The organism is Enterococcus moraviensis ATCC BAA-383, from assembly GCF_000407445.1.
GTDB classification, from domain to species: Bacteria; Bacillota; Bacilli; order Lactobacillales; family Enterococcaceae; genus Enterococcus_L; species Enterococcus_L moraviensis.
The window spans coordinates 206,165-226,927 of the sequence record NZ_ASWB01000004.1 but is presented as its reverse complement, the minus strand read 5'-3'; the positions used below and the strand labels follow the sequence as shown (position 1 = coordinate 226,927).

Sequence of the window (20,763 nt, the reverse complement as noted above, 5' to 3'; positions counted from 1 at the left end):
CTTCTCTTTGATTGTACCATTCTTTGATTTGTTTTCAAACCGATTATTCTCCCGTTAAGCCACCAAAGAAGTCTTTCAACCCATTTTTTGCATTGTCCCAACCTTCTTTGAGTTTACCGCCGATATCTTTGGCACCTTCTTTGACTTGTCCACCAATATCTTTGACGCTGTCTTTCCAATCATCATTATTATCAGGTGTTGTAACCTCTCCTGCTGGCTGTACGATTCCGCCTGTTGCATAGGCATCGGCTACTGTGAATGGTGTTTGTGCTGTGTAAGGTAAAATGCCTTGGGTCTGGCTACTGAATACAGTTGAAGCATGCGTGGCACTGCTTCCTTGCAGATAATGACTTTCACTTGTTTGCTCAAAACCTAACCATGTTGCAACCACCACATCTGGTGTATATCCCACAACCCATTGGTCATTGGTTTTATCAGTATCAAAATTCGTTTCAGTTGTCCCTGTTTTTCCTGCCATAACATAACCTGCTGGATCGGCGTTGATCCCAGTTCCTGAACTAAATACGCCTAAAAGCATACTTGTCATTTGATCTGCGGTATCTTTTGTAATGACTTGTTTTGTTTTCGCATTGGTGTTGTCTTCGATCACAGCGCCTGTTGAATCAACAATTTTGGTGATAAGATGCGCCTCTGGTTGAACACCGTCATTGGCAAACGCACTATACGCACTCGCCATCGTAAGTGGCGACACACCTGTTTTTAATCCACCCAGAGCTAATCCGTAATACTTATCTTCTTTTGCTAAGGGAATACCAAATTTCTCTGTTTTTTCAAACCCTTTATCTAACCCAATTTTATGCAAGGTCCAAACTGCAGGTAGATTCAAACTTTCACCTAACGCTTGATACATTGTCACTTCACCACTGCTTGTTCTACTGTAGTTTTCAGCTGGGTAATAATCTTGGGGCTTATCTTCTAAAATACTATTTGGTTTCATTCCTGATTCTAAAGCTGGCGTATAAACAGAAATTGGTTTTAAAGATGAACCCGGTGAACGTTTTGTTTGGGTCGCAAAGTTAAAGCCACGATATACGTGTTCCCCACGTCCACCAACTACTCCTTGCACACCACCTGATTTTGGATCAAGTGCAACAGACCCACTTTGAACCATTGCGCCATCTTCTGCATTTGGTGGGAATAAGGCATCATTAGCATAGGTTTGTTCCATTGCTTTTTGATAATTTTGGTCTAACGCTGTATAAATTTTATATCCTTTATTCAGCAGATCTTCTTCTTTTAATCCATATTTATTAACGGCTTCATCGATGACTGCATCAAAATAATAGGGATATCTATAGTCTGAATTTTGGTCAGAATAATTATCAACTAGCATACTACCCATATCAACACCTGCTTGGGCATCCGCTTCACCTTGAGATAATTTGCCATTATCTACCATTAACTGCAGAACTGTATTACGGCGATTAACTGCATTTTCAACGTAGTCGATGGGGTTATAGATACCTGGTCCTTTCAACATTCCAACTAAAGTTGCTGCTTGGCCAACCGAAAGTTCACTAGCACTAACAGCAAAATATTTGTGGGATGCATCTTCAATTCCCCAAACACCGTTACCGAAGTAAGAATTATTCAGATACATTTCTAAAATCTGCGACTTATCATATTTTTTCTCGATTTCAATTGCCAAAAATAACTCTCGTGCTTTACGCGTCATTGTTTGTTCTTGTGTGAGGTAGGCATTTTTGGCTAGCTGCTGTGTGATTGTACTACCACCACCGCCACCACCGATCATACCAAAGCTTAATTTCCCAACGACCGCACGTAACAATCCTTTGATGTCATAGCCGTGATGGGTTTCAAAATTTCGATCCTCTGTTGAAATCAACGCATCTTTAACATAAGGAGAAATTTGGTCAATCGTGACAAATGTTCCTTTTTGCCCAAATAGCTTACCAGCTTCATCTCCATTTTTATCGTAAATAACGGTAGATTCCTCCAGCCCTTTTTTCAAAGCGCCAACATTTGCTGACTTAGCTAGGGTAAATAAATAGATACTGGCCACTAAAACAACAACCATCCCTAATAGCAAAATAATTTTGTTGATTTGATATTTTTTCCAAATTCGTTTTCTCCAGTGATGAAAACGAGCAAGATAAGGTTTGATCCAAGCCCAGAAAACTTGGAAACCTGTTTTTATTTTTCCCATAATTGTTTTAAAGTCCATAGTGCTCCCTCTTTATATAAAAGTTTCTAAGCCATTTTAACACAGTTCGTTCTGTTTATTCATACGGCTTTAGCATGAATAATACACATAGATTTTGTTTTGCCTATTTTACCACGTTTTTCTTTTATTTTTATGTAGAAAATATTAAGAATCCATCAAGAAATCCATGTTTTGACTGACTTAACTAGCCGTCAAAAATAGAAATTCTTATTTTCAGTATAAAAAAGTGCTATTTTATGAAAACTTTAATCATAAAAAATTCATATTTTCCCTTTATTATACAAGTATACCAACAAACAACCCTAACAAAACACTTTTTCATTTTTTAACTCCTTTTCCCACTCTTCCCCAAAGAGTGGGTCTCTTTTTTTTGAGAAAATTTTCAAGTAAAATCAACTGAATTGAAACTTCTACCTAGATTGCTGATAAATGCACTTAATCTTGTTTTTGAAGATTTTTTTATGCTACACTTTTTTTGAAATGTAAACGTTTTACAAAAAAACAACAGAAGAGGAGTGTTTTTATGTCTAAGAAGTTAGCGTTATTACTTGTTCCAATTTTCTTTCTACTAAACTTTAGTTTATCATCGACACAAGCCGATGCCGTACAACCAACTCAAAAAGATCCTGTTATGATGGCTTACTATCGTACATGGCGAGACGTAACAATGCCCCACGATGCAAATTCTACATTACCTGATCAAAATGTGACCGCTATGACAGATATTCCAGAAGGTGTGGATATTGTCTCTGTTTTCCATTACGTAAACTCAGGTACTGATCAACAAAAATTTTGGGATACGTTGAGAGACACTTATGTTCCAACCTTACACGCTAGAGGGACACGTGTTATTCGCACGATCGATATCCGAGAAATTTGGAATGTCCCACATGTAGGTACTATACCAACAACTGCTGAATATGAGAAATACGCACAACAGTTGATCGATACTTATTTAACACCATGGAATTTAGATGGTTTGGATGTGGATATGGAATCTACTTTGACAGCTAAGCAAGAAGAAATGGCAGTCGGTACATTCAAAGCCCTATCTAAAAAATTAGGTCCAAATTCTAATACTGATAAGCTATTGATTTATGATACAAACAAAGATAATCATTCTTTATTTAAAAAAACAGCATCTTATTTTGATTACCTATTTGTACAAGCGTATGGTCGCTCAGCTAGCTCTTTAGACACTACTTGGAACACCTATAAAACATCGATCACACCACAACAGTTTCTTCCAGGCATCTCTTTCCCAGAAGAACAAGATCACAACCGTTGGAATGATACCGTAGAACCATATGAAACCAGCCGAGCTTATGCTTATGCCAAATGGAATCCAAAAGATGGACAAAAAGGCGGCATGTTCGTTTATGCAATCGATCGGGATGGAAAACAGTTTGGAGATGATACCATTACAAAAACCGATTTTAGCTGGACAAAACGATTGATCAATACGATGAATGGCAACTAGCTAGGGCTTTTGTGTGAATCTTAAACACTTCTTTAGAAAAGCTTTACAGTTTCAGTTAAATTAATGCACAAAAAATTCATATTTGCTTTGTATTATATATGTATACCAACAAACAACCCTAACAAAACACTTTTTCATTTTTTAACTCCTTTCCCACTCTTCCCCAAAGAGTGGGTATTTGCTGTGAATCACTACGACTGGCTTCGCCAGAGTAGATGATGAACAGTACTTGGCGAACATAGTGAGCGAAGTATCCTTACTTGGAATCACGTCAAGGTTAAAAAATCCTACCTTGAACAAATCGACTAAAACAATAACCACCAGAGTAGATGATGAACAGTACTTGGCGAACATAGTGAGCGAAGTATCCTTACTTGGAATCACGCCAAGGTTAAAAAATTCTCCCCAGAGCAAACCGACTAAAACAATACCCATCAATGTAGACAATGAACAATACTTGGCAAGCGCAGTGAGATAAGTCTCCTTACTTGGAATCACCAAACGCCTTAGACAAAAATTAACAAACAAAAAATAGAACTGGAACCAGCACAGATGATCAACAATGAAAAGCCATACACTCTACTTACCTTCCTCAAAAATCTTCCTTACTTGAACCTTTACTTCCAACTAATCACTTGAACTTATTCTTCCATTTGTTAAACTAAGAGAGAACGCTATTGAAAAGGTGGAAAACATATGGAATTATCCATCCGGTTACCAAAGAATTTTAACGAACAAACAGTCAGAGAATTACTGGAACAAGAATGGTTAGTTCCTCGTAAAGTACGCCACTTTTTGAGAACCAGAAGAAATGTTTCGATCAATGGAGAGCCCGCTTTATTTCATTTTCCTGTAAAAAGTGGCGATGTTGTTACGTTACAATTTGAGCCAGAAGATTATCCAATCCCAACGATTCTTTTAGGGAATGAGTCTAAAGTGAATGTGCTGTTTGAAGATGACCATTTGATTATTTTAAATAAACCGATCAGCATGAAAACTCACCCGAATCAACCAAATGAAAACGACACACTCCTTAATCATTTAGCTGCCTACTTAGCACCTAAAAATCAAGTCCCATATGTGGTTCATCGGTTAGATAAAGAAACAAGCGGTGCAATTTTATTTGCTAAAAATCCTTTCGTATTGCCTATTTTAGGACGATTATTGGAAAGTAAGCAAATCTATCGTCGCTATCAAGCGGTGATTTCAGGTCAGCTAAACGAGTCTATGACCATTCGAAAAAAAATTGGCCGCGATCGTCATGATCGACGAAAACGAGTGATTGATGAACGGCGTGGTGATGTGGCTGTTACTCATGTTGAGGTTGAAACTTATGATCGAAAGACAAACCACACTACTATTTATTGTGTTCTGGAAACGGGACGAACGCATCAAATCCGTGTACATCTAACAAGTATTGGGCACCCGATCATTGGTGATCCGTTGTATCATCCAAAACCTAATGGACGCTTGATGCTTCATGCTTATGAACTGCACCTGACACATCCGTTTACTGGAGAAACGATTATGGCAGTTGCCGAGCCGAGTTTGTGGTAAAACAAAAAGCTAGGAAAGAACGTTTTGTTCTTTCCTAGCTTTTACTATTTCCCCAATGCTTCAGTGAGTTTCGCTAAGTCCAATTGTTTATATCCTTCAAAGAAACCAGCCATTTCTTCTAAAACCTTTTGATTCATTCCAGCTTGATCATTTTCAACTTGTAAAACTAACAATGGTTCATGTAAACTCATCCTTAGTAAGAACCAACCACTGCCATACTCATCATAAACATTTACTCGAATTCCTTCATGATTTTCAGGATCGACTTTCATGCCTCGTTGACTTAAAACAAACCCACTTAAATCTCGAATTACTCGCTCTCCATAATCACAGACATGACTGTCCAAAATTTCAAAACGTAATTCCTGAGTTTCTGCTGGTTGTTTTAATGAACTGATCAAATCACCGAGTGTTGAGCCTTCTTTTTTTAATGTAGGTAACAGCATCAAAATTTTAGCGATAACATAGGCCCCATCATCTAAATAATAGTTTTCTTTAAAGGCTGCATGTCCACTTGTTTCGATCGCTAATTGGGTATCGATTCCCTCATCATTGAGTTCAATCATTTTGTTGATCACATTGCGGTAACCAGAAATATAGCGCACTTGTTTACCGCCTTTTGACTCGATAAACTCTTTCAGATGGCTTGAAGTTGGTGAGTTTGTCACAATACTGCTACCAGGATTCTCAGCCAAGACAATCGTCGCTAAAACGGCAATCAAATTATTTCGGTTGATGACTTCGCCTGATGCATCTACCACTGCTGAGCGATCCACATCCGTATCAAAAATCACTCCTAAATCAGCCTTGTTTTTCAAAACAGCTTGTTGGATACTTGCCATTGCTTCTTTATTATCTGGATTAGGAATATGATTAGGGAACATGCCGTCAGGTTCTAAAAATTGCGAACCTGTAATGTCTGCGCCAAGTTTTGCTAAGACTTTTTCCGCAAAGAAACCGCCCGCACCATTACCAGCATCGACTATAATATGAAAACCGGATAAAGGTTTCTCGTCTGTCGTTTTCATGCCTTTACGAATTTTATCAGTTAAATCAGCAGAGTAATCCTCTAAAATCGAGTATTTGGTTACTGAGCCTTTTGCTACAAGTGCAGGTTTGTCAGCGTGTTCTAAGATATATGCAATGTCCGCTTTCTCTGCACCACCTGATTTAGTGAACAGCTTCAATCCATTAAAATAATAAGGCAAATGACTGGCTGTGATCATAATTGCGGCATCACAATCATATTGCGGAAATTGCGTAGCCATAAACATAGCTGGCGTTGTCGCTAAACCAAAGTCTAAGACTTCGACATTTTGCTCAACAAAGCTATCGATCAAGGCTTTTTTTAGGCTATCTGCCGAAATACGGCTATCATGTCCGATACCGATTTTTAAATTCCCCGATTGATGTTTTTCAGCTAAGTTTTTTTCATCACGAAGCCAATGAACCATTCCGACTGCAATTTTCCCGACTTGCGTTGGTGTTAAGTTCGCTTCTTTTTCCCCATGCTCTACTGCTATTCCTCTTATATCTGACCCGTTTTGTAACGCTTTCAAATCCATGTAACCAAATCTCCCTTCATTTTTTGATTGGTTCTATTTTAATCCATCATTGCTTCAAAACGTTCAACGACGGCGATTGCGTCATCTTCCGAACGAGCAATAATAATGATTGTATCCACTCCTGCAACCGTTCCTGCAATTTCTTCATAACTGACTTCATCTAAAAAATTAGTGACGACATCTGCTGCGCCCATATCGGTATGGACGATGACCATAAATTGAACCCGTTCCATGCGAATTACTGAATCTTTCACAGACTCTTTTAGTTTTTCCTCACTGCTAGATGCTTGTTGCTGAGAAAATAGGGCGTATTTCACTCGACCATCTGAGCCGTGCGTTTTAACGATACTCATTTCACGCACATCTCTTGAAACAGTTGCTTGGGTTGCTTTGACACCAGATTGTTCAAGAAGTGCAATCAGGTCGTCTTGGGTTTCTATTTCATTTTCTGTGATCAGTTGCTTGATCAACCGTTGTCGGTCTGCTTTTTTCATGTTTAGTTACACTTCCTGTTTTGGTTATTTTCTTTATTATAGCGAAAGTTTGAGAAATTTGCATTTCTTTTTGGTAAAAATTACTTTATTATGAGAAAAGTGACGTATAAGGATATAAAAAAACATCGCATCCGTTTGGTATCACGGATGCGAAGCTTTGATTTTTATTAGATTAATTTTCTTGCATTTCGATTCCTAGCTCATTTTTTAAATAATCGCCAAGATCTTGCTCTTCACCAGAAGAAGCATTTTTTATTTTCCATGTTTTTCCAATTTCATTTGGGATAGAACGTGTTCTTGAAATTGGTTGTTCGTCATCTTCTAGTAGCAAAGCACCATATTGATAGCCTTCTAGAATATATGCTCCTCTTTCTTCATTATAAGTAGCAAAGAACAAGTATACCTCACCTGCTTGAAGTTCAATATCGCCATCTTCTCTCACTTCCACCCAATCCTCACTCTGAGTAATAGGAGGCCGGCCCGATTCAGCTCTCAAACGATTGTGTTTATCTACTTCTTCTTTTTCAGCGTTTTTAAAACGATCTTTTTCTTTGATAACACCACCTGATCTGATAAATGATACTTCTTTATCTGTTGTTCCTTCGATATTTTTCAATACTTCTAGCTTTCCATAAGTGTCAGGTAAAATGCTGTTGCTGTCGTTTTCAGAAAGATTGGCATCTACATCCGCTTTATCTATAGAGATTACACGGGCTAAGAAAATAGTATTTGTATTTTCTTGAAGACTTTTTGGGTTGGTATTATCGTACATTAGAAATGATTCTACTGTTGATGATTGTACATTGGAACGATCCACTTCATCGAGATAAGAGTAGTAATTTGCTTTTTTTATTTCTGATGATGTTTCTTCTTTGGTTTTAGGTGTTACATTTGAACTGCTTTTTTCTGTTGATTGCTCTTTGACTTCAGCACTTTTGGAAGACGTATTATTGCAACCAGTTAAAAGAATGCTAGAGCAAAGAAGTGCTATTATAGTTAGTTTTTTCATTTTTTATCACCATCCATATATATCTGTAATTTTGTTGCTTGCATCTCTATCAACACTACGAGGACCGCCTTCTACACTTGGATGCATAATACTCGTCTTATCATTTATATGCGCTAAACCTAAGGCGTGCCCCATCTCATGTCTTGGAATTCGATCTCTCATATAACTATTATTCTTATAGTGCATATTAAAACGAATGATTGCATAATAGTAGTTTCTGTTCGGTGCACGCCCTCCCGTTGAAATCGCTCTATCATTATTGTCATAAAACTCAACATAGCCTCCTGTTTTACTGCCAGAGCTAGTATAGCCATGAGCGTCTATATTGGATAGCCAATTGTGATTTTGCTTATACATATAAATTGGATTTGCCCAGCCAGTATACATCCAATTGTGCTTAGCATTATCAATATAACCCGCTACGCCAGATGCACTTGGTGCAATATAATATTTGATATTTCTAACTCCTTGAGATAAAACTCCCGAAAATCTAGGTGGTTTTGCCGCGTCCACTTTTGTAGATAATGCTAACAATAATACCAATCCAAACAACACATAAAAAATTTTCTTTTTCATTTCTCTCCCCCATTTCTTAACTCTTAGATGCCTAAAAAACACTTTTATCTTACAAAAAGATTTCTATTTAACACTAACACGAATTATGTATAACTTCAAGAACTTTTTTAGTTACATATACCCGGAATTCCAAAGTCAACTTAATCCACAATACTTCCCCTACCCAATATTAGTTTTACTATTTTAATTTTCTATTAAAAAGTTTCAAAAATCATCTACTCAATACTATCAATATGAATATTCAAAAAACAAAAAATTAATTACTAAATGATTATAATTAATGTATTTTATGTTAAAATATTTACATAATGATCACTTTAAAACTATGATTGCAGTTTACTTACAAGAACTATTAATTTTATTGGGTATTATTAGGAGGAGAACGATGCAGATTTTAATACATTATACTATTCAGCCAGCCGTCTTTAATTATTACAATAGAGATGGCACCTATGAATTTAACTATTCAGGCCGCATTGCAGAAGTAGACAAATTTTATAACAAATATAATAAAGTGCAAGACAATCTGTTTTTCATTGTATGCTACACAAATTTATCTAAAACTCAATATTGTATTGGAAAAATATTTGTAAATAGCTTTGATAAATACGTTTATAGCAAAGTTGATACTGAAATACAAAATGAAATTATTGAACATTTAGGAATCTTGAACGTAAATACTTATGATGCAGGTATCTATTATAAAGAATACACAATAACTGAGAATCTTGATTTTAAAAGTAAATTAGTCAATGATTATGCTAGCAAAATAAAACTAAGATTTTTTAATTGGGAAGAATTAAATTTAGATGTAACAATATTATTCGATAAAATGATTGCTCTCCTATTTGATGAAACTAATGTATTAAATATTGCAACAGCTTATACTCCTAGTCCTAGATATACAGATAAAATTTTAAAAAAAAGATATTACGATGCCTTACACAAAATTGGTTTTATTTCTGAGCAAGGAATAAATACAAATTTAACAATCCTTCATGGCGATATTGGAGAGTTTTTTATGCACACATTAGTCTCTAAATTTATAGATTCTGAAAAAAACTTAAAATATTTATATCCTAAATTAATTTTTAAAACTACCCCAGGTTCAGCTGTAAAAGGAAATGATGGTACGATATATTTTCCTGAGAAAAATGAAATTTACTACATGGAAGCAAAATTTTATAGCAACTTAAACAGCGCTATAAAAAAAGCTGTAACATCTCTAGAAAAACACAATGAAACGTCTCAAGATATCATAGATCCAGAATTTTTTCGTAATATAAAAACCAGTAGGCTTGGAGAAATTATTGAAGTAACAGATGGTGTTGAAGAAAAATTAATACTCTTTCTAATGTGTGATGATAATTACCTTGAAAAAGATGTTCAAAGTTGTATCGAAACAAATAATATACTTGCTGATTTAAAAGATAAATTCGAAGTGCTTATTTTCATATTTCCCATTTTAGACAAAAAACAGTTTTTAAAGTACTTTGAAGAATACTCAACTGAGAAAGGTAGGGAATACTATGATCAAAAATGAGTTCTATTATTTAGATGATTCTATGAAGAAATTAAGAGAAGAAGTTTTATTAAATATTTATAATAACGTAAAAATTAATCATGCTATCTTTAACCTCACAGATTTAGATATTTATTCTGATGATAGTAGTTTCTTTAGCAGGCTTAGTAAATCAGTACGGTCATCATTTTTAGATAATGGAGTAATACTAACTAATGAACAAGAAGAATGTTTGAATATACTTTCAAAGAGCAATCTATTCATAAGCGCACCTACGAGCTTCGGAAAAACATTCATTGCCTTAGAGTATATTGCAAGAAATGTAAAGAAAATTGATGATGCAGTATTTGTTGTTCCTACTATTGCATTGATGAATGAATTACGAAAAAAATGTTATCATTACTTTGGAGATACTTATACACTTATAACATCTGATGCAGAGCTAGAACAATATTATTCAGAGTCAAAAAAAATTATCATCGTTGTTCCTGAAAGAATTAGTACAAGATCATTTCAAAAATATTTAGATGAAAAAAATATTGATTTTTTAGTTTACGATGAAATTTACAAATTGAATTCAAACAAAGGTGATAGTATTCATAATAATGAACGATTAATAAAAATGAATTATACCTATAAATACCTTATTGAGAAATCAAATAAAATCTTGTTATTGGGTCCATTTATCAAGAACGTTGAGTTTAATCGTTCTAAAATTAAAATTGAGAAATTCATTACAAACTTAAACTTAGTTTATAATAAAATAATTTTTGATGAAAATTTCACCGATTATTATGGAAGAACTACGGATAAAAGGTTTATCTATTTTGATTCACCAAAAAATATCGTCAATTTTTTAGAAAAAAACATCCCAATACTACCATATGTTGAATTTGATAAAAATATAATTGAATGGATTTCAAATAGTATTCATCCTGATTGGTACTATATTGAGTATTTAAAAAAAGGGATAGGTATCCATCATGGAAAGACTCCTATTTTTTTAAGAAAATACATTGAAAATGAATATTCAAAAGGAAACATTCATACTATTTTATGTACTAGCACTTTGGTAGAAGGAATAAATACTCCTACTAATAGCTTAATCGTCTATGATAAACCAAGAGGCGTTTTTGAACTTAACAACTTAATTGGGCGTGTTGGTAGATTAAATACTAAAAAACCAAAAATCGGAAATATATATATAAGAAATAGAGAAATTTATGAAATGTATGATCCTGATACATGGATCGATTTGAATATACTATATGAAGATGAAAATATTGTAACTATAGACGCCGAAGATGAAAGTTTATACCTTGAAAAAGAACCAAGTCCAGAGTCTCAAGAAAAAATTACTACCCTAACAAATGCTCTACACGAAAAATTTAAATTAAATTACTCTGATGTGATTGATGCAGGTATAGAATTCAAATTACTACAGAGATTTGTTTTAGAATTTGATACAATTACAAACTATCCTAAAGAGTTTGATGTAATTAAAGACATAAAATATAAATTGTTGTCTGAAGATAATAAATATTTAGATGGTTTAAAGCTATCAAAATATTCTTTCAGCTCAGAAATTACCACAGCAAAAAACTACTTACAGCTTGATCCTGTATATCTATTGTTAGTTTCAACAAAAGGAATGAAAAGTGTTATAGATAAATTTACAGATATTTATGGAAACTATTCAAGGAAAGATATTAATTTTTTTATTGACACCTTATTCCAAATAGATGAGTTTATCAAATTCAAAATGACAAAAATGATTTCTATATACGAATTATTTGATCAAAAAGGTCTTTTTGATACAACTAAAAATCGTGCATTCATACAAAGTATTAATATGATTAAATCATACTCAAATTCTATTGACGGTTATGAACGTATTTTGACTGATTTAGGATTTCCCAAAGAAGACTTTTTATTAATTAGCAGTAATTTTGATAACTACTCTCAAGTTAAAGGTACCGAAAGTAAGCTAAAAGAATTTAAAAAAGAGACGAAGTTTCAAGAGCTTTCGCCATTTGGTAAAAAAATCATTTCAGAGTTATAAAGGTTTTATTTATACAAATGAAAGATATTTCACACAAACTTACATTCCCCCATTGACTCTCCACCTCACTTAAATTAAAATGGAATGAGATAGAACGAAAAAAAATCTAGCCAAACGAACTTCGTTTAGCTAGACAAAATAAAAAGGCACTCTGCAGGAAGATTGGTCGTCATCCCACAGAGCCTTATACAATCAGCTACTACCCTGATCGTACAAGTTGCCCTAGTCAATTTTCATTGACTGTTTTTATTTTACTCAATATTTCATGAAATTACTAGTGTTTTTTCTGATGTTCTGAGTTTAACGACAAAAACAGGTCAATGCTTCTTAATTGTACTTAGCGCGGTTTCGGCAGGTGTCCGGAACCGTTTTTTTTCGTTCTATTTTACGGTGGAGTAACGATTTTTTGAAATTTGAATAATCGTTTTTAGGAAGTTACCGCAAATCTAACTTCTTTCATCACACTTCACTTTTCTATAATGATCTGCCAATTTTGTGCTAACTTTTGACGGAGCAAGCCTTTTTTATAGACAGATTATTGTAGCCATGATAGTAACGAGGAAACAGCCGACACCTCAATATGTTAAGCGGTCACTTGACATATTGAAGCCAAAAACAATCAGCACGAACTGATAAATCAAGTTGCCTAAGTCAATAATGCGTATAGTTAAGAAAGAATGCTATCTACCAGAATCTGTAGCATTCGATCAGATGAACATTCTCCACGGCTGACTGTTTGCTCGTTACTATTTTGTAAAATATTTAATACACTATCGACGCAATCTTTGATATACTATAACTAGTTGAATAACGGCTGAAGCTCTGAAAAAGGAGTTGATGCCATAAAGATATGTCTTTATCGCTTTTGTCCTGCTTTATTGCTTAGGAACAGCGATCCTTGAAAGATTTGTTAAAAGATATCGCTTCGAAAATAGTGGTCACGCTTGTGGCTTACTATATTGTCGAAGGGATTAAACTTTTTATCACTTCTATTTTTGAGTAAAAAAAGACCACTATCTGCTCAGCTAAAGTAAGATAGTGGCATTGCAACAAACTATCGAGCTTTAGTCAAAACTCAACTAAAGAGTCAGTGTTTCCGCACTGGCTTTTTGTAATCATAATAAAGATGATTACCTTCTTTTTTATTATACCTTATAAAGTATAAAAAACACAACATAAGAGATAGATAGCTCTCTTATGTCGTGCCTTTTCATCTATCAACCATTATTTTTCCAACATCCCATGCTCCACCAAATAATCATGGGCAACGGTCGCTGGATCTTTTTGCTCCACATTCACTTGGTAATTCATCTCACTCATTTCTTCTTCCGTGATCTTACCAACTAAAGGCTGCAATAATTCTTTTAATTCCGGGTATTTCTCAAGCGTTTCAGCTTTCAGCAATGGCGCACCTTGATACGGTGGAAATAGCTGTTTATTATCTTTTAAAATCACCAAATCATATTGCTTCAATTCACTATCAGTCGAATAGGCATCTACTACATTCACATCCCCATTATTGATTGCTTGGTAGCGTAACGATGGTTCCATCGACTTCACATCTAAATTCAAGTTATACAACTTTTGCAATCCTTTATACCCATCTTCACGATCGATAAATTCTAGTGTAAAACCAGCTTTTAACTGACTTTCAACTTTTTTCAGATCTTCAATGGTTTTCAGACCATTCTCTTCTGCAAATGATCGTTTGACTGCCACCGCATACGTATTTTGATAACGCATGGGTTCGAGATAATCCATATTTTCTTGTTTCTTGATTTGATCTCGTGCATATTCGTACACTTCTCTTGGATCATTCGATGTGTTTTTATTGTCCTTCAAAAATGTTTCAAGTACAGTTCCTGTAAATTCAGGGTAAACATCAATTTCACCAGATTTTAGTGCGTTAAATAGGAAACTGGTTTTCCCAAAGTTTGATTTTAAGTTTACGTGGATATCGCTATTTGCTTCAATCAATTCTTTATACATGTTGATCAAGATATCTGGTTCTGCACCTAATTTTCCTGCAACCGTGATTTCTTTTTGCTCTGCTTCTTGATGGGTATAGACAAATGACCCCACTAATAAAGCAAGTAACACCATAAATGCAGCTACAATTCGTTTCACTGTGGCTTTCTCCAACAAATGGATTCCAAAGTTAAACAAGACCGCTAAGACAGCGGAAGAAATTGCTCCAATCAAGATTAGGTACACATTGTTTCGGTCGATTCCCAGTAAAATAAATGTTCCGAGACCTCCTGCACCGATCAAAGCCGCTAATGTTGCCGTCCCAATAATCATAACGGTTGCTGTGCGAATCCCTGAAATGATATAAGGTAACGCTAACTGCAATTCAAACTTGATAAGTTTTTCCCGTTTATTCATCCCAAAAGCTTCGGCTGCTTCTTCCAACGAAGGATCAATTTCAGTTAAACCTGTATAGGTATTTTGCAAAATTGGAAATAGTGCATAAATCACTAACGCCACAATAGCTGGCGGACTGCCAATCCCAATAACTGGAATCAATAACCCTAATAAAGCGAGTGACGGAATCGTTTGGAAAATCCCCGTAATTTGCAGAACAAATTCAGCGACTTTTTTGTAATTCGTCAGTAGAATTGCTAACGGAATTGCGATAAGAATCGCAATCAATAATGACAATAACGATAGTTGGATATGTTCGACGACTGCTTGAATAAAGTCTTCTTTACGGGCGATGAATGTTTCAATCAGTTTTCCCATATTATTGATCACCTTCTATCTTTGTCTCTAAAAAGCGTAGAATCGTTCGATCTGTGATTTCACCGACTGGACCATCTTCATCGACTAATACAACGGTTTTTCCTGCTACAAGTAAACGAATCACTGTTGGTAAATCTGTTCCTACATTCACCGTTGTTTCACTCTCAACTTGTCCATCCTCTACAAATCCAGCGGCTACTAAATCTTCTGCACAATAATTCTCCAAATTGGTATGCTCATGTTGAAAGAACTGCGCCACAAATTCATTGGCCGGATGACTTTTGATGGCTTCTGGCGTATCTGTTTGAACAATTTTACCGTCTTTCATCACACAAATTCGATCGCCTAAAAGTAGAGCCTCATTCATATCATGGGTCACAAAAACAACAGTGCTGGCTAATTCCTTATGCAGCTCTTTGATCAACAATTGTAATTGCCCTCTTGAAATCGGATCTAAAGCACTAAACGGTTCATCCATTAAAATAATATCTGGTTTGGCTGCAATCGCTCGTAAGATTCCGATCCGTTGTTGTTCGCCACCAGATAATTCAGCTGGTTTTCGATGAAGGTATTCTTCTGGCGGTAAGCTTACTTTTCTTAGTAATTCTTCCGTTCTTTCCCGTCTTTTGGCCTTGCTCCAATGTTTCATTTCTGGAATCAGCTCGATGTTTTCAGCGACAGTCAGATTGGGGAATAGTGCGATTTGTTGAAGCACATAGCCAATCGTTAATCTTAGCTCTTTTAAATTGTACTCAATCAGCCGTTGATCGTTAAAATAAATATCCCCATCGGTTGGTTCGATCAAGCGATTGATCATTTTTAACGTGGTTGTTTTCCCACTTCCACTTGGGCCGACTAGTACAAAAAATTCACCGTCTTCAATGGAAACATCGAAGTCTTCTAATACCAATTGGTCATTGTACTTTTTGGATACGTTTTGAAAATTAATCATCTATTCACCTCATTTTTTCTTCTATGCATGTCTTATTTGTCTTTCGTCAAACCTTCACTATTTTTAAGTATGTTTATAAGTATACTTGAAAATGTTATTTGTTTCTAACGACTTGTTTCTATTGTACAGAAAAAAACCTGACAACTGTCTGTCAGGTTTTCTGAATTTATTAGATTAATGGGGTGAAGCTTATTTCGCCAAACGGTAAATCGCATCCGCATAAATAGCTGTGGCACGGAATAAATCATCTAATGCCATAAACTCATTAGCTTGGTGCATTGTATCTGTATAGCCTGGGAACATTGCGCCATACGCCACACCACGTTTTAGTAAACGTCCGTATGTTCCGCCGCCGATGATTTGTTCATGACCCTTTTGACCAGTATGATCTTCGTAAACTTGTAATAACGTTTCAACCAATGGATCATCTACTGGTACATAATGTGGTTCTTGGTTTCGTCCACCTTGTGTGGCCGTTACATTTTCACCCACTGTTTTTTGTACTTTTTCTTGTAATTCTTCTGCTGATGTCCCTTTTGGATAGCGGAAGTTTAATGTTACTAAGCTATTTTCTGGATTGGCAGGATCAAAGTTCACAATACCCGCATTCATGGTTAATTTGCCCATTTTTTCATCTTCAAATGCAGTTCCTAATTTTTCACCGTAGAAATCTTCGTGAACAAATTCCGCTAATGTATTAATGAAGCTATAGGCCCCTTCAGCAAAGCTGTAATTATTTAAGAAAGTTGCTAAGAATGTAGCAGCATTGATTCCTGATTGTGGACTAGCGCCATGTGCACCTTTACCAATAACATGGAAGGTAACTGTTTTATCTGAAAGTTCTGCATGTCCTGAAATTTTTTGTTCTTCTTTAATAAATGTTTCAAATGATGCTGTTAAAGATGCTGCATCATCTGCTGAAGCAGCCGTTACAACTGCCGTTGCAGTTCCAGGAACCATATTTTCACGTAAGCCAGATTTAAAGTTAATTAATTGATAGTCCACGCCGTTTCCGCCTTTGAAAGTTAAGCGAATCGTTACGTTTCCTTTTTCACCATTGATGATCGGAAATTCTGCATCTGGTGAGAAACCAAAGTCAGGTTTTTCTTCATGTTTAAAGTAATAATCCATATCACCCCAGCCGCTTTCTTCGTCACTACCTACGACAAAACGAACTTTTTTAGATAATGGTAACCCTAAATCTTTGATGATTCGTAATGCATAATAAGCCGCCATACTTGGCCCTTTGTCATCACTTGAGCCACGTGCAAAGATTTTTCCGTCTTTGATAACAGGCTCGTAAGGATCAGTATCCCAGCCATCGCCAGCAGGTACAACGTCCATGTGACCGAAAATCCCTAATGTTTCATCACCTTCACCGTATTCGATATGTCCAGCGTAGTTATCCACGTTTTTCACAACGAAGCCATCACGCTCGCCATACGCTAACATATGTTTTAAGCCTGCTACAGGACCAGGTCCAAATGGTGCATCTGGTGTTACTTTAGAATCATCACGCTCACTATTGATACGTAATAAATTTTGTAAATCTTCTAATAGCGCATCTTTACGTGCGTCTACTTCTTTTTGCCAATCAATTGTCATTTTTTAGTCACTCCAATTCATTATTCTACCTCCCCATCATACCACTAACTGGCTTAAAAGAAAAAGGCGGGAACAGTTTTTTCCGTAATATTTTGCGCTTGATTCGAAACAGATTTATACTGAGGGTAAATCCCTCAAGGAGGACATTCATATGCAGGGACTCTCACAAAAAAATTTGAGTGCGGTGATCCGTTCTCGGCCGAAAAATTCTCACAAAGGAACCTTTGGACGAGCGGTATTGATCGGTGGAAATGAAACGTATGGTGGAGCCATCATGATGAGTGCAGAAGCTTGTGTCAAAGCAGGCTGCGGGTTAACCTCCGTCGTTACAGCCGAAAAGAACCATACAGCACTTCATGCTCGTTTGCCTGAGGCGATGGTGCTAGATTGGACACTTACACATAGACTAACGGATTTACTTGATACAGCAGATGTGATTTTGATTGGACCTGGGTTAGGTCTGACTTCTCATAGTCAGCAACTTTTAGCTTTAGTTTTACAGCAACAAAAACCTGAACAACGGCTCGTGATCGACGGATCTGCCATTACTTTATTCGCTCAACATCATTACGCGTTGAAGTATCCAAAACAAGTCGTATTCACACCCCATCAAATGGAATGGGAACGGCTAAGTGGGCTTAAAATAGACAACCAAACCGTTACACAAAATCAAGCTGTACAAAGACAAATAGGTGCCACAGTGATCTTAAAAAGCCATCGAACAGAAATCTATACGAGCAATGCTCAATTCAAAAACCCACTAGGAACGCCTGCAATGGCGACTGGCGGAATGGGGGATACTTTAGCTGGAATGATTGCTGGCTTTCTCGCCCAATTTGATGATAAAGAGGCAGCCATTTGCGCGGCAGTTTATCTCCATAGTTTGATTGGAGAGACGTTAGGAACAGAACATTACGTGGTCTTACCCACCGAAATCAGTCAGAATTTACCCTATTATATGAAACAGTTTGAAAACACACAGAATAAAGCAGAAGAAAAATGAGACTCATTTTTCTTCTGCTTTATTTTATAGAAATCCAGTTTGTAAAATCCCCATATACGTCTCTGCCCGTTTCACTAAAAATTCCATTTGGTCGGTCTCTATCACGTCTGGATCCCTATTTATAAACTGTATACTTTCCATATAAAGTTGATCCAATACACCCAAAACTAACTGAACGATATCTTTCGGTCATATTTTTGTTGATCGATGTTGATGTTTTGCACTAGACTTTCAGATCCTTCCGTTGGTAAACCATGTAAGTTCCTCCTAGGAATAACAGAATCAACACACTCAACAATAATACATTACCTCCAGATAAGCCTTTATCTAATAAATTACTTGGGATACCCATATGGGTTGGAGAAATTGTTTTCGCCCAACTAAAAGAGTCATTCAAATCAGAAAAAATCCCGATCAAATAAAACCCAAACACAATCCCTAAAGAAACACTGGTGCTTTGTTTGCTTGATTTTAAAAAGGTTGAGACAAAAAAGCCTAACGCTAAGAAAAACAGTAAAATCAAACTTTCTTGCATGAAGATTTTACTGATTTCTTTGGTTATCGTTGCGACCGAATCGGTTGATTGACGGTATAGCAAGGTTGAGCCTAGCGATACACCGAATGAGCACAACCAAAAGATAGCCAAAATGAGTAGGTTCACTCCAACTTTACTCGTCACAATTTCTCTACGTGTCACAGGTTGGGCATATAAAAATTCAATAGTGCCATCCGTCTCTTCTTTGATCAATGCCTGGCTGCCTAGCATCATTGCGTAAATCGATGCAGCTAAAAACATATACTGAAAATAATAGGCAAAGAAACCTGCAGCAACTAAAAAACTTGCTTGACCATTTACACTAATATTAAAAGTTTTTAAAAGCGCCGGTGATAATCCGTCTAGTTTTGCCCCTAAAAGATCTTCCATAGCTGAACTATGCATTTGCGGATAGACAGCGCTGAAGCCAAAAATTATCACAGCAAATAATATCACCCAAATGATTAATCCTTTAATGAGTCCTTTGCTTTCGATTTTAGCTGTGATCATTTCACTGTCCCTCCTTCATACAACGCCATAAACTGATCTTCCAGTTCTGGGTTTGTAACCGTAAAATCTTGAATCGACGCATCTGCTAATAACGGTAAAATTTCTCGTAAATCTCCTTCGAACAATAAACGAGTCTCATTTCCTTGATGTTTTAAAATTGCTGCGCCCATTTTTTCAAATAAAGATAATGGAATGTGGTCTCCGATCAATGTGATCACTTTACCTAGAGATTTTTCTTTTGTAATATCTTGAACGGTGATGATTTCCCCTTCACGAATAAAGGCGGCTCGATGTGCATGCTGCTGAACTTCGTTTAAATCGTGGCTAGATAAAAAGATCGTCATCCCTTGTTGATTGTATTTTTCCAACTCTTCAAATAAACGATGTTGCATCAATGGATCTAACCCGTTCGTTGGTTCATCTAAAATCAACAATTCTGGATTAGGTAAAATTCCTGCTGTTATCGCGATTTTCTTTTTATTTCCTAAGGATAATTCAGACATTTTCTTCTTCGCATCAATATCAAATAACTCAATAAAATAATCAATTTGCTTTTTGCTTTCTTTTACTTGATGAAACGCAGCGACATATTTAAGTACTTCAAGAGTAGTCATATTAGGATAAAAACGAACATCACTAGAGACATATCCCGTCCGCTTACGAATTTCTTTTGCTTCTTTGATACTATCTAACCCAAGTAACGTAGCGGTTCCATGATCTGGATAAATAAAATTCAGCATGGTTTTGATCGTCGTTGATTTTCCTGCACCGTTTGGACCGATGAAACCGTAGATTTCCCCTTTTTCTACAGACAATTCTACTTGATCGATAGCTGGTTGTTTTTTATATAATTTCGTTAATCCTTTGAGTTCAATAGCATTCATTTTATCACTTCTCCTCAATATAAAAGCGTAACGGGTTCGTCCAACTCTGAAAGAAAAATAG

The 20,763-nt window shown here is 35.9% G+C and carries 15 protein-coding genes; 5 read left to right on the top strand and 10 right to left on the bottom strand.

The annotated features are described in order from the left end of the window. Positions 1–43 precede the first annotated feature (43 nt). On the bottom strand, positions 44–2,206 hold the full coding sequence (locus I586_RS14530; RefSeq protein WP_010763623.1) for a PBP1A family penicillin-binding protein: 2,163 nt from the start codon (positions 2,204–2,206) through the stop codon (positions 44–46). Between the two features lie 523 nt (positions 2,207–2,729). Between I586_RS14530 and I586_RS14525 the strand changes: the two genes are divergently transcribed. Then, positions 2,730–3,686 carry an endo-beta-N-acetylglucosaminidase family protein gene (locus I586_RS14525; RefSeq protein WP_010763622.1) on the top strand — a complete coding sequence of 319 codons (957 nt, stop codon included), beginning with the start codon at positions 2,730–2,732 and terminating at the stop codon, positions 3,684–3,686. 696 nt (positions 3,687–4,382) lie between these two features. Then, on the top strand, positions 4,383–5,243 hold the full coding sequence (locus I586_RS14515) for an RluA family pseudouridine synthase (protein ID WP_010763621.1): 861 nt from the start codon (positions 4,383–4,385) through the stop codon (positions 5,241–5,243). A gap of 44 nt (positions 5,244–5,287) precedes the next feature. Here the strand turns inward: I586_RS14515 and I586_RS14510 are convergent, their stop codons facing one another. The 4 genes from I586_RS14510 to I586_RS14495 all read right to left on the bottom strand — a co-directional run bounded on the left by I586_RS14510 (position 5,288) and on the right by I586_RS14495 (position 8,887). Further along, positions 5,288–6,808, bottom strand: coding sequence for a phosphohexomutase domain-containing protein (locus I586_RS14510; RefSeq protein ID WP_010763620.1), 1,521 nt, complete (start codon positions 6,806–6,808; stop codon positions 5,288–5,290). A gap of 38 nt (positions 6,809–6,846) precedes the next feature. Continuing rightward, a complete protein-coding gene (argR, locus tag I586_RS14505) occupies positions 6,847–7,302 on the bottom strand; it encodes an arginine repressor (protein ID WP_010763619.1) in 456 nt (151 codons plus the stop codon). 172 nt (positions 7,303–7,474) lie between these two features. Next, on the bottom strand, positions 7,475–8,311 hold the full coding sequence (locus I586_RS14500) for a hypothetical protein (protein ID WP_010763618.1): 837 nt from the start codon (positions 8,309–8,311) through the stop codon (positions 7,475–7,477). Positions 8,312–8,317: 6 nt separating this feature from the next. Continuing rightward, positions 8,318–8,887 carry a matrixin family metalloprotease gene (locus tag I586_RS14495; RefSeq protein ID WP_010763617.1) on the bottom strand — a complete coding sequence of 190 codons (570 nt, stop codon included), beginning with the start codon at positions 8,885–8,887 and terminating at the stop codon, positions 8,318–8,320. Positions 8,888–9,272: 385 nt separating this feature from the next. Between I586_RS14495 and I586_RS14490 the strand changes: the two genes are divergently transcribed. Together I586_RS14490 and I586_RS14485 are read left to right on the top strand one after the other, a co-directional pair. Next, on the top strand, positions 9,273–10,430 hold the full coding sequence (locus tag I586_RS14490; RefSeq protein ID WP_010763616.1) for a Hachiman antiphage defense system protein HamA: 1,158 nt from the start codon (positions 9,273–9,275) through the stop codon (positions 10,428–10,430). Continuing rightward, on the top strand, positions 10,417–12,471 hold the full coding sequence (locus I586_RS14485; RefSeq protein ID WP_010763615.1) for a DEAD/DEAH box helicase: 2,055 nt from the start codon (positions 10,417–10,419) through the stop codon (positions 12,469–12,471). Before I586_RS14490 ends, I586_RS14485 begins: the two co-directional genes overlap by 14 nt. A gap of 1,224 nt (positions 12,472–13,695) precedes the next feature. Here the strand turns inward: I586_RS14485 and I586_RS14480 are convergent. The 3 genes from I586_RS14480 to pepV all read right to left on the bottom strand — a co-directional run bounded on the left by I586_RS14480 (position 13,696) and on the right by pepV (position 17,770). Beyond that, positions 13,696–15,213: an ABC transporter permease/substrate-binding protein gene (locus I586_RS14480; protein WP_010763614.1), complete on the bottom strand. Its 1,518-nt coding sequence runs from the start codon at positions 15,211–15,213 to the stop codon at positions 13,696–13,698. A 1-nt stretch (position 15,214) separates the two neighbouring features. Then, on the bottom strand, positions 15,215–16,165 hold the full coding sequence (locus I586_RS14475; protein ID WP_010763613.1) for an ABC transporter ATP-binding protein: 951 nt from the start codon (positions 16,163–16,165) through the stop codon (positions 15,215–15,217). 189 nt (positions 16,166–16,354) lie between these two features. Then, the gene (gene pepV / locus I586_RS14470) at positions 16,355–17,770 is read right to left on the bottom strand and encodes a dipeptidase PepV (protein ID WP_010763612.1); all 1,416 of its coding nucleotides are present in this window, start codon (positions 17,768–17,770) and stop codon (positions 16,355–16,357) included. 151 nt (positions 17,771–17,921) lie between these two features. Between pepV and I586_RS14465 the strand changes: the two genes are divergently transcribed. Continuing rightward, positions 17,922–18,773: an NAD(P)H-hydrate dehydratase gene (locus I586_RS14465; RefSeq protein WP_010763611.1), complete on the top strand. Its 852-nt coding sequence runs from the start codon at positions 17,922–17,924 to the stop codon at positions 18,771–18,773. Between the two features lie 223 nt (positions 18,774–18,996). Here I586_RS14465 and I586_RS14460 read toward each other — a convergent pair whose 3' ends face one another. Together I586_RS14460 and I586_RS14455 are read right to left on the bottom strand one after the other, a co-directional pair. Next, the gene (locus tag I586_RS14460) at positions 18,997–19,818 is read right to left on the bottom strand and encodes an ABC transporter permease subunit (RefSeq protein ID WP_010763610.1); all 822 of its coding nucleotides are present in this window, start codon (positions 19,816–19,818) and stop codon (positions 18,997–18,999) included. After that, positions 19,815–20,702, bottom strand: coding sequence for an ABC transporter ATP-binding protein (locus I586_RS14455; protein ID WP_010763609.1), 888 nt, complete (start codon positions 20,700–20,702; stop codon positions 19,815–19,817). Before I586_RS14455 ends, I586_RS14460 begins: the two co-directional genes overlap by 4 nt. Positions 20,703–20,763 lie beyond the last annotated feature (61 nt).

What these genes read in the sequence shown, in the direction of transcription:
- I586_RS14525 (WP_010763622.1), top strand. Translation starts at nt 2,730, where the DNA reads ATGTCTAAGAAGTTAGCGTTATTACTTGTTCCAATTTTCTTTCTACTA.
- I586_RS14530 (WP_010763623.1), bottom strand. Translation starts at nt 2,206, where the DNA reads ATGGACTTTAAAACAATTATGGGAAAAATAAAAACAGGTTTCCAAGTT.
- I586_RS14460 (WP_010763610.1), bottom strand. Translation starts at nt 19,818, where the DNA reads ATGATCACAGCTAAAATCGAAAGCAAAGGACTCATTAAAGGATTAATC.
- argR (WP_010763619.1), bottom strand. Translation starts at nt 7,302, where the DNA reads ATGAAAAAAGCAGACCGACAACGGTTGATCAAGCAACTGATCACAGAA.
- I586_RS14455 (WP_010763609.1), bottom strand. Translation starts at nt 20,702, where the DNA reads ATGAATGCTATTGAACTCAAAGGATTAACGAAATTATATAAAAAACAA.
- I586_RS14485 (WP_010763615.1), top strand. Translation starts at nt 10,417, where the DNA reads ATGATCAAAAATGAGTTCTATTATTTAGATGATTCTATGAAGAAATTA.
- I586_RS14515 (WP_010763621.1), top strand. Translation starts at nt 4,383, where the DNA reads ATGGAATTATCCATCCGGTTACCAAAGAATTTTAACGAACAAACAGTC.
- I586_RS14480 (WP_010763614.1), bottom strand. Translation starts at nt 15,213, where the DNA reads ATGGGAAAACTGATTGAAACATTCATCGCCCGTAAAGAAGACTTTATT.
- I586_RS14510 (WP_010763620.1), bottom strand. Translation starts at nt 6,808, where the DNA reads ATGGATTTGAAAGCGTTACAAAACGGGTCAGATATAAGAGGAATAGCA.
- pepV (WP_010763612.1), bottom strand. Translation starts at nt 17,770, where the DNA reads ATGACAATTGATTGGCAAAAAGAAGTAGACGCACGTAAAGATGCGCTA.
- I586_RS14465 (WP_010763611.1), top strand. Translation starts at nt 17,922, where the DNA reads ATGCAGGGACTCTCACAAAAAAATTTGAGTGCGGTGATCCGTTCTCGG.
- I586_RS14495 (WP_010763617.1), bottom strand. Translation starts at nt 8,887, where the DNA reads ATGAAAAAGAAAATTTTTTATGTGTTGTTTGGATTGGTATTATTGTTA.
- I586_RS14475 (WP_010763613.1), bottom strand. Translation starts at nt 16,165, where the DNA reads ATGATTAATTTTCAAAACGTATCCAAAAAGTACAATGACCAATTGGTA.
- I586_RS14500 (WP_010763618.1), bottom strand. Translation starts at nt 8,311, where the DNA reads ATGAAAAAACTAACTATAATAGCACTTCTTTGCTCTAGCATTCTTTTA.
- I586_RS14490 (WP_010763616.1), top strand. Translation starts at nt 9,273, where the DNA reads ATGCAGATTTTAATACATTATACTATTCAGCCAGCCGTCTTTAATTAT.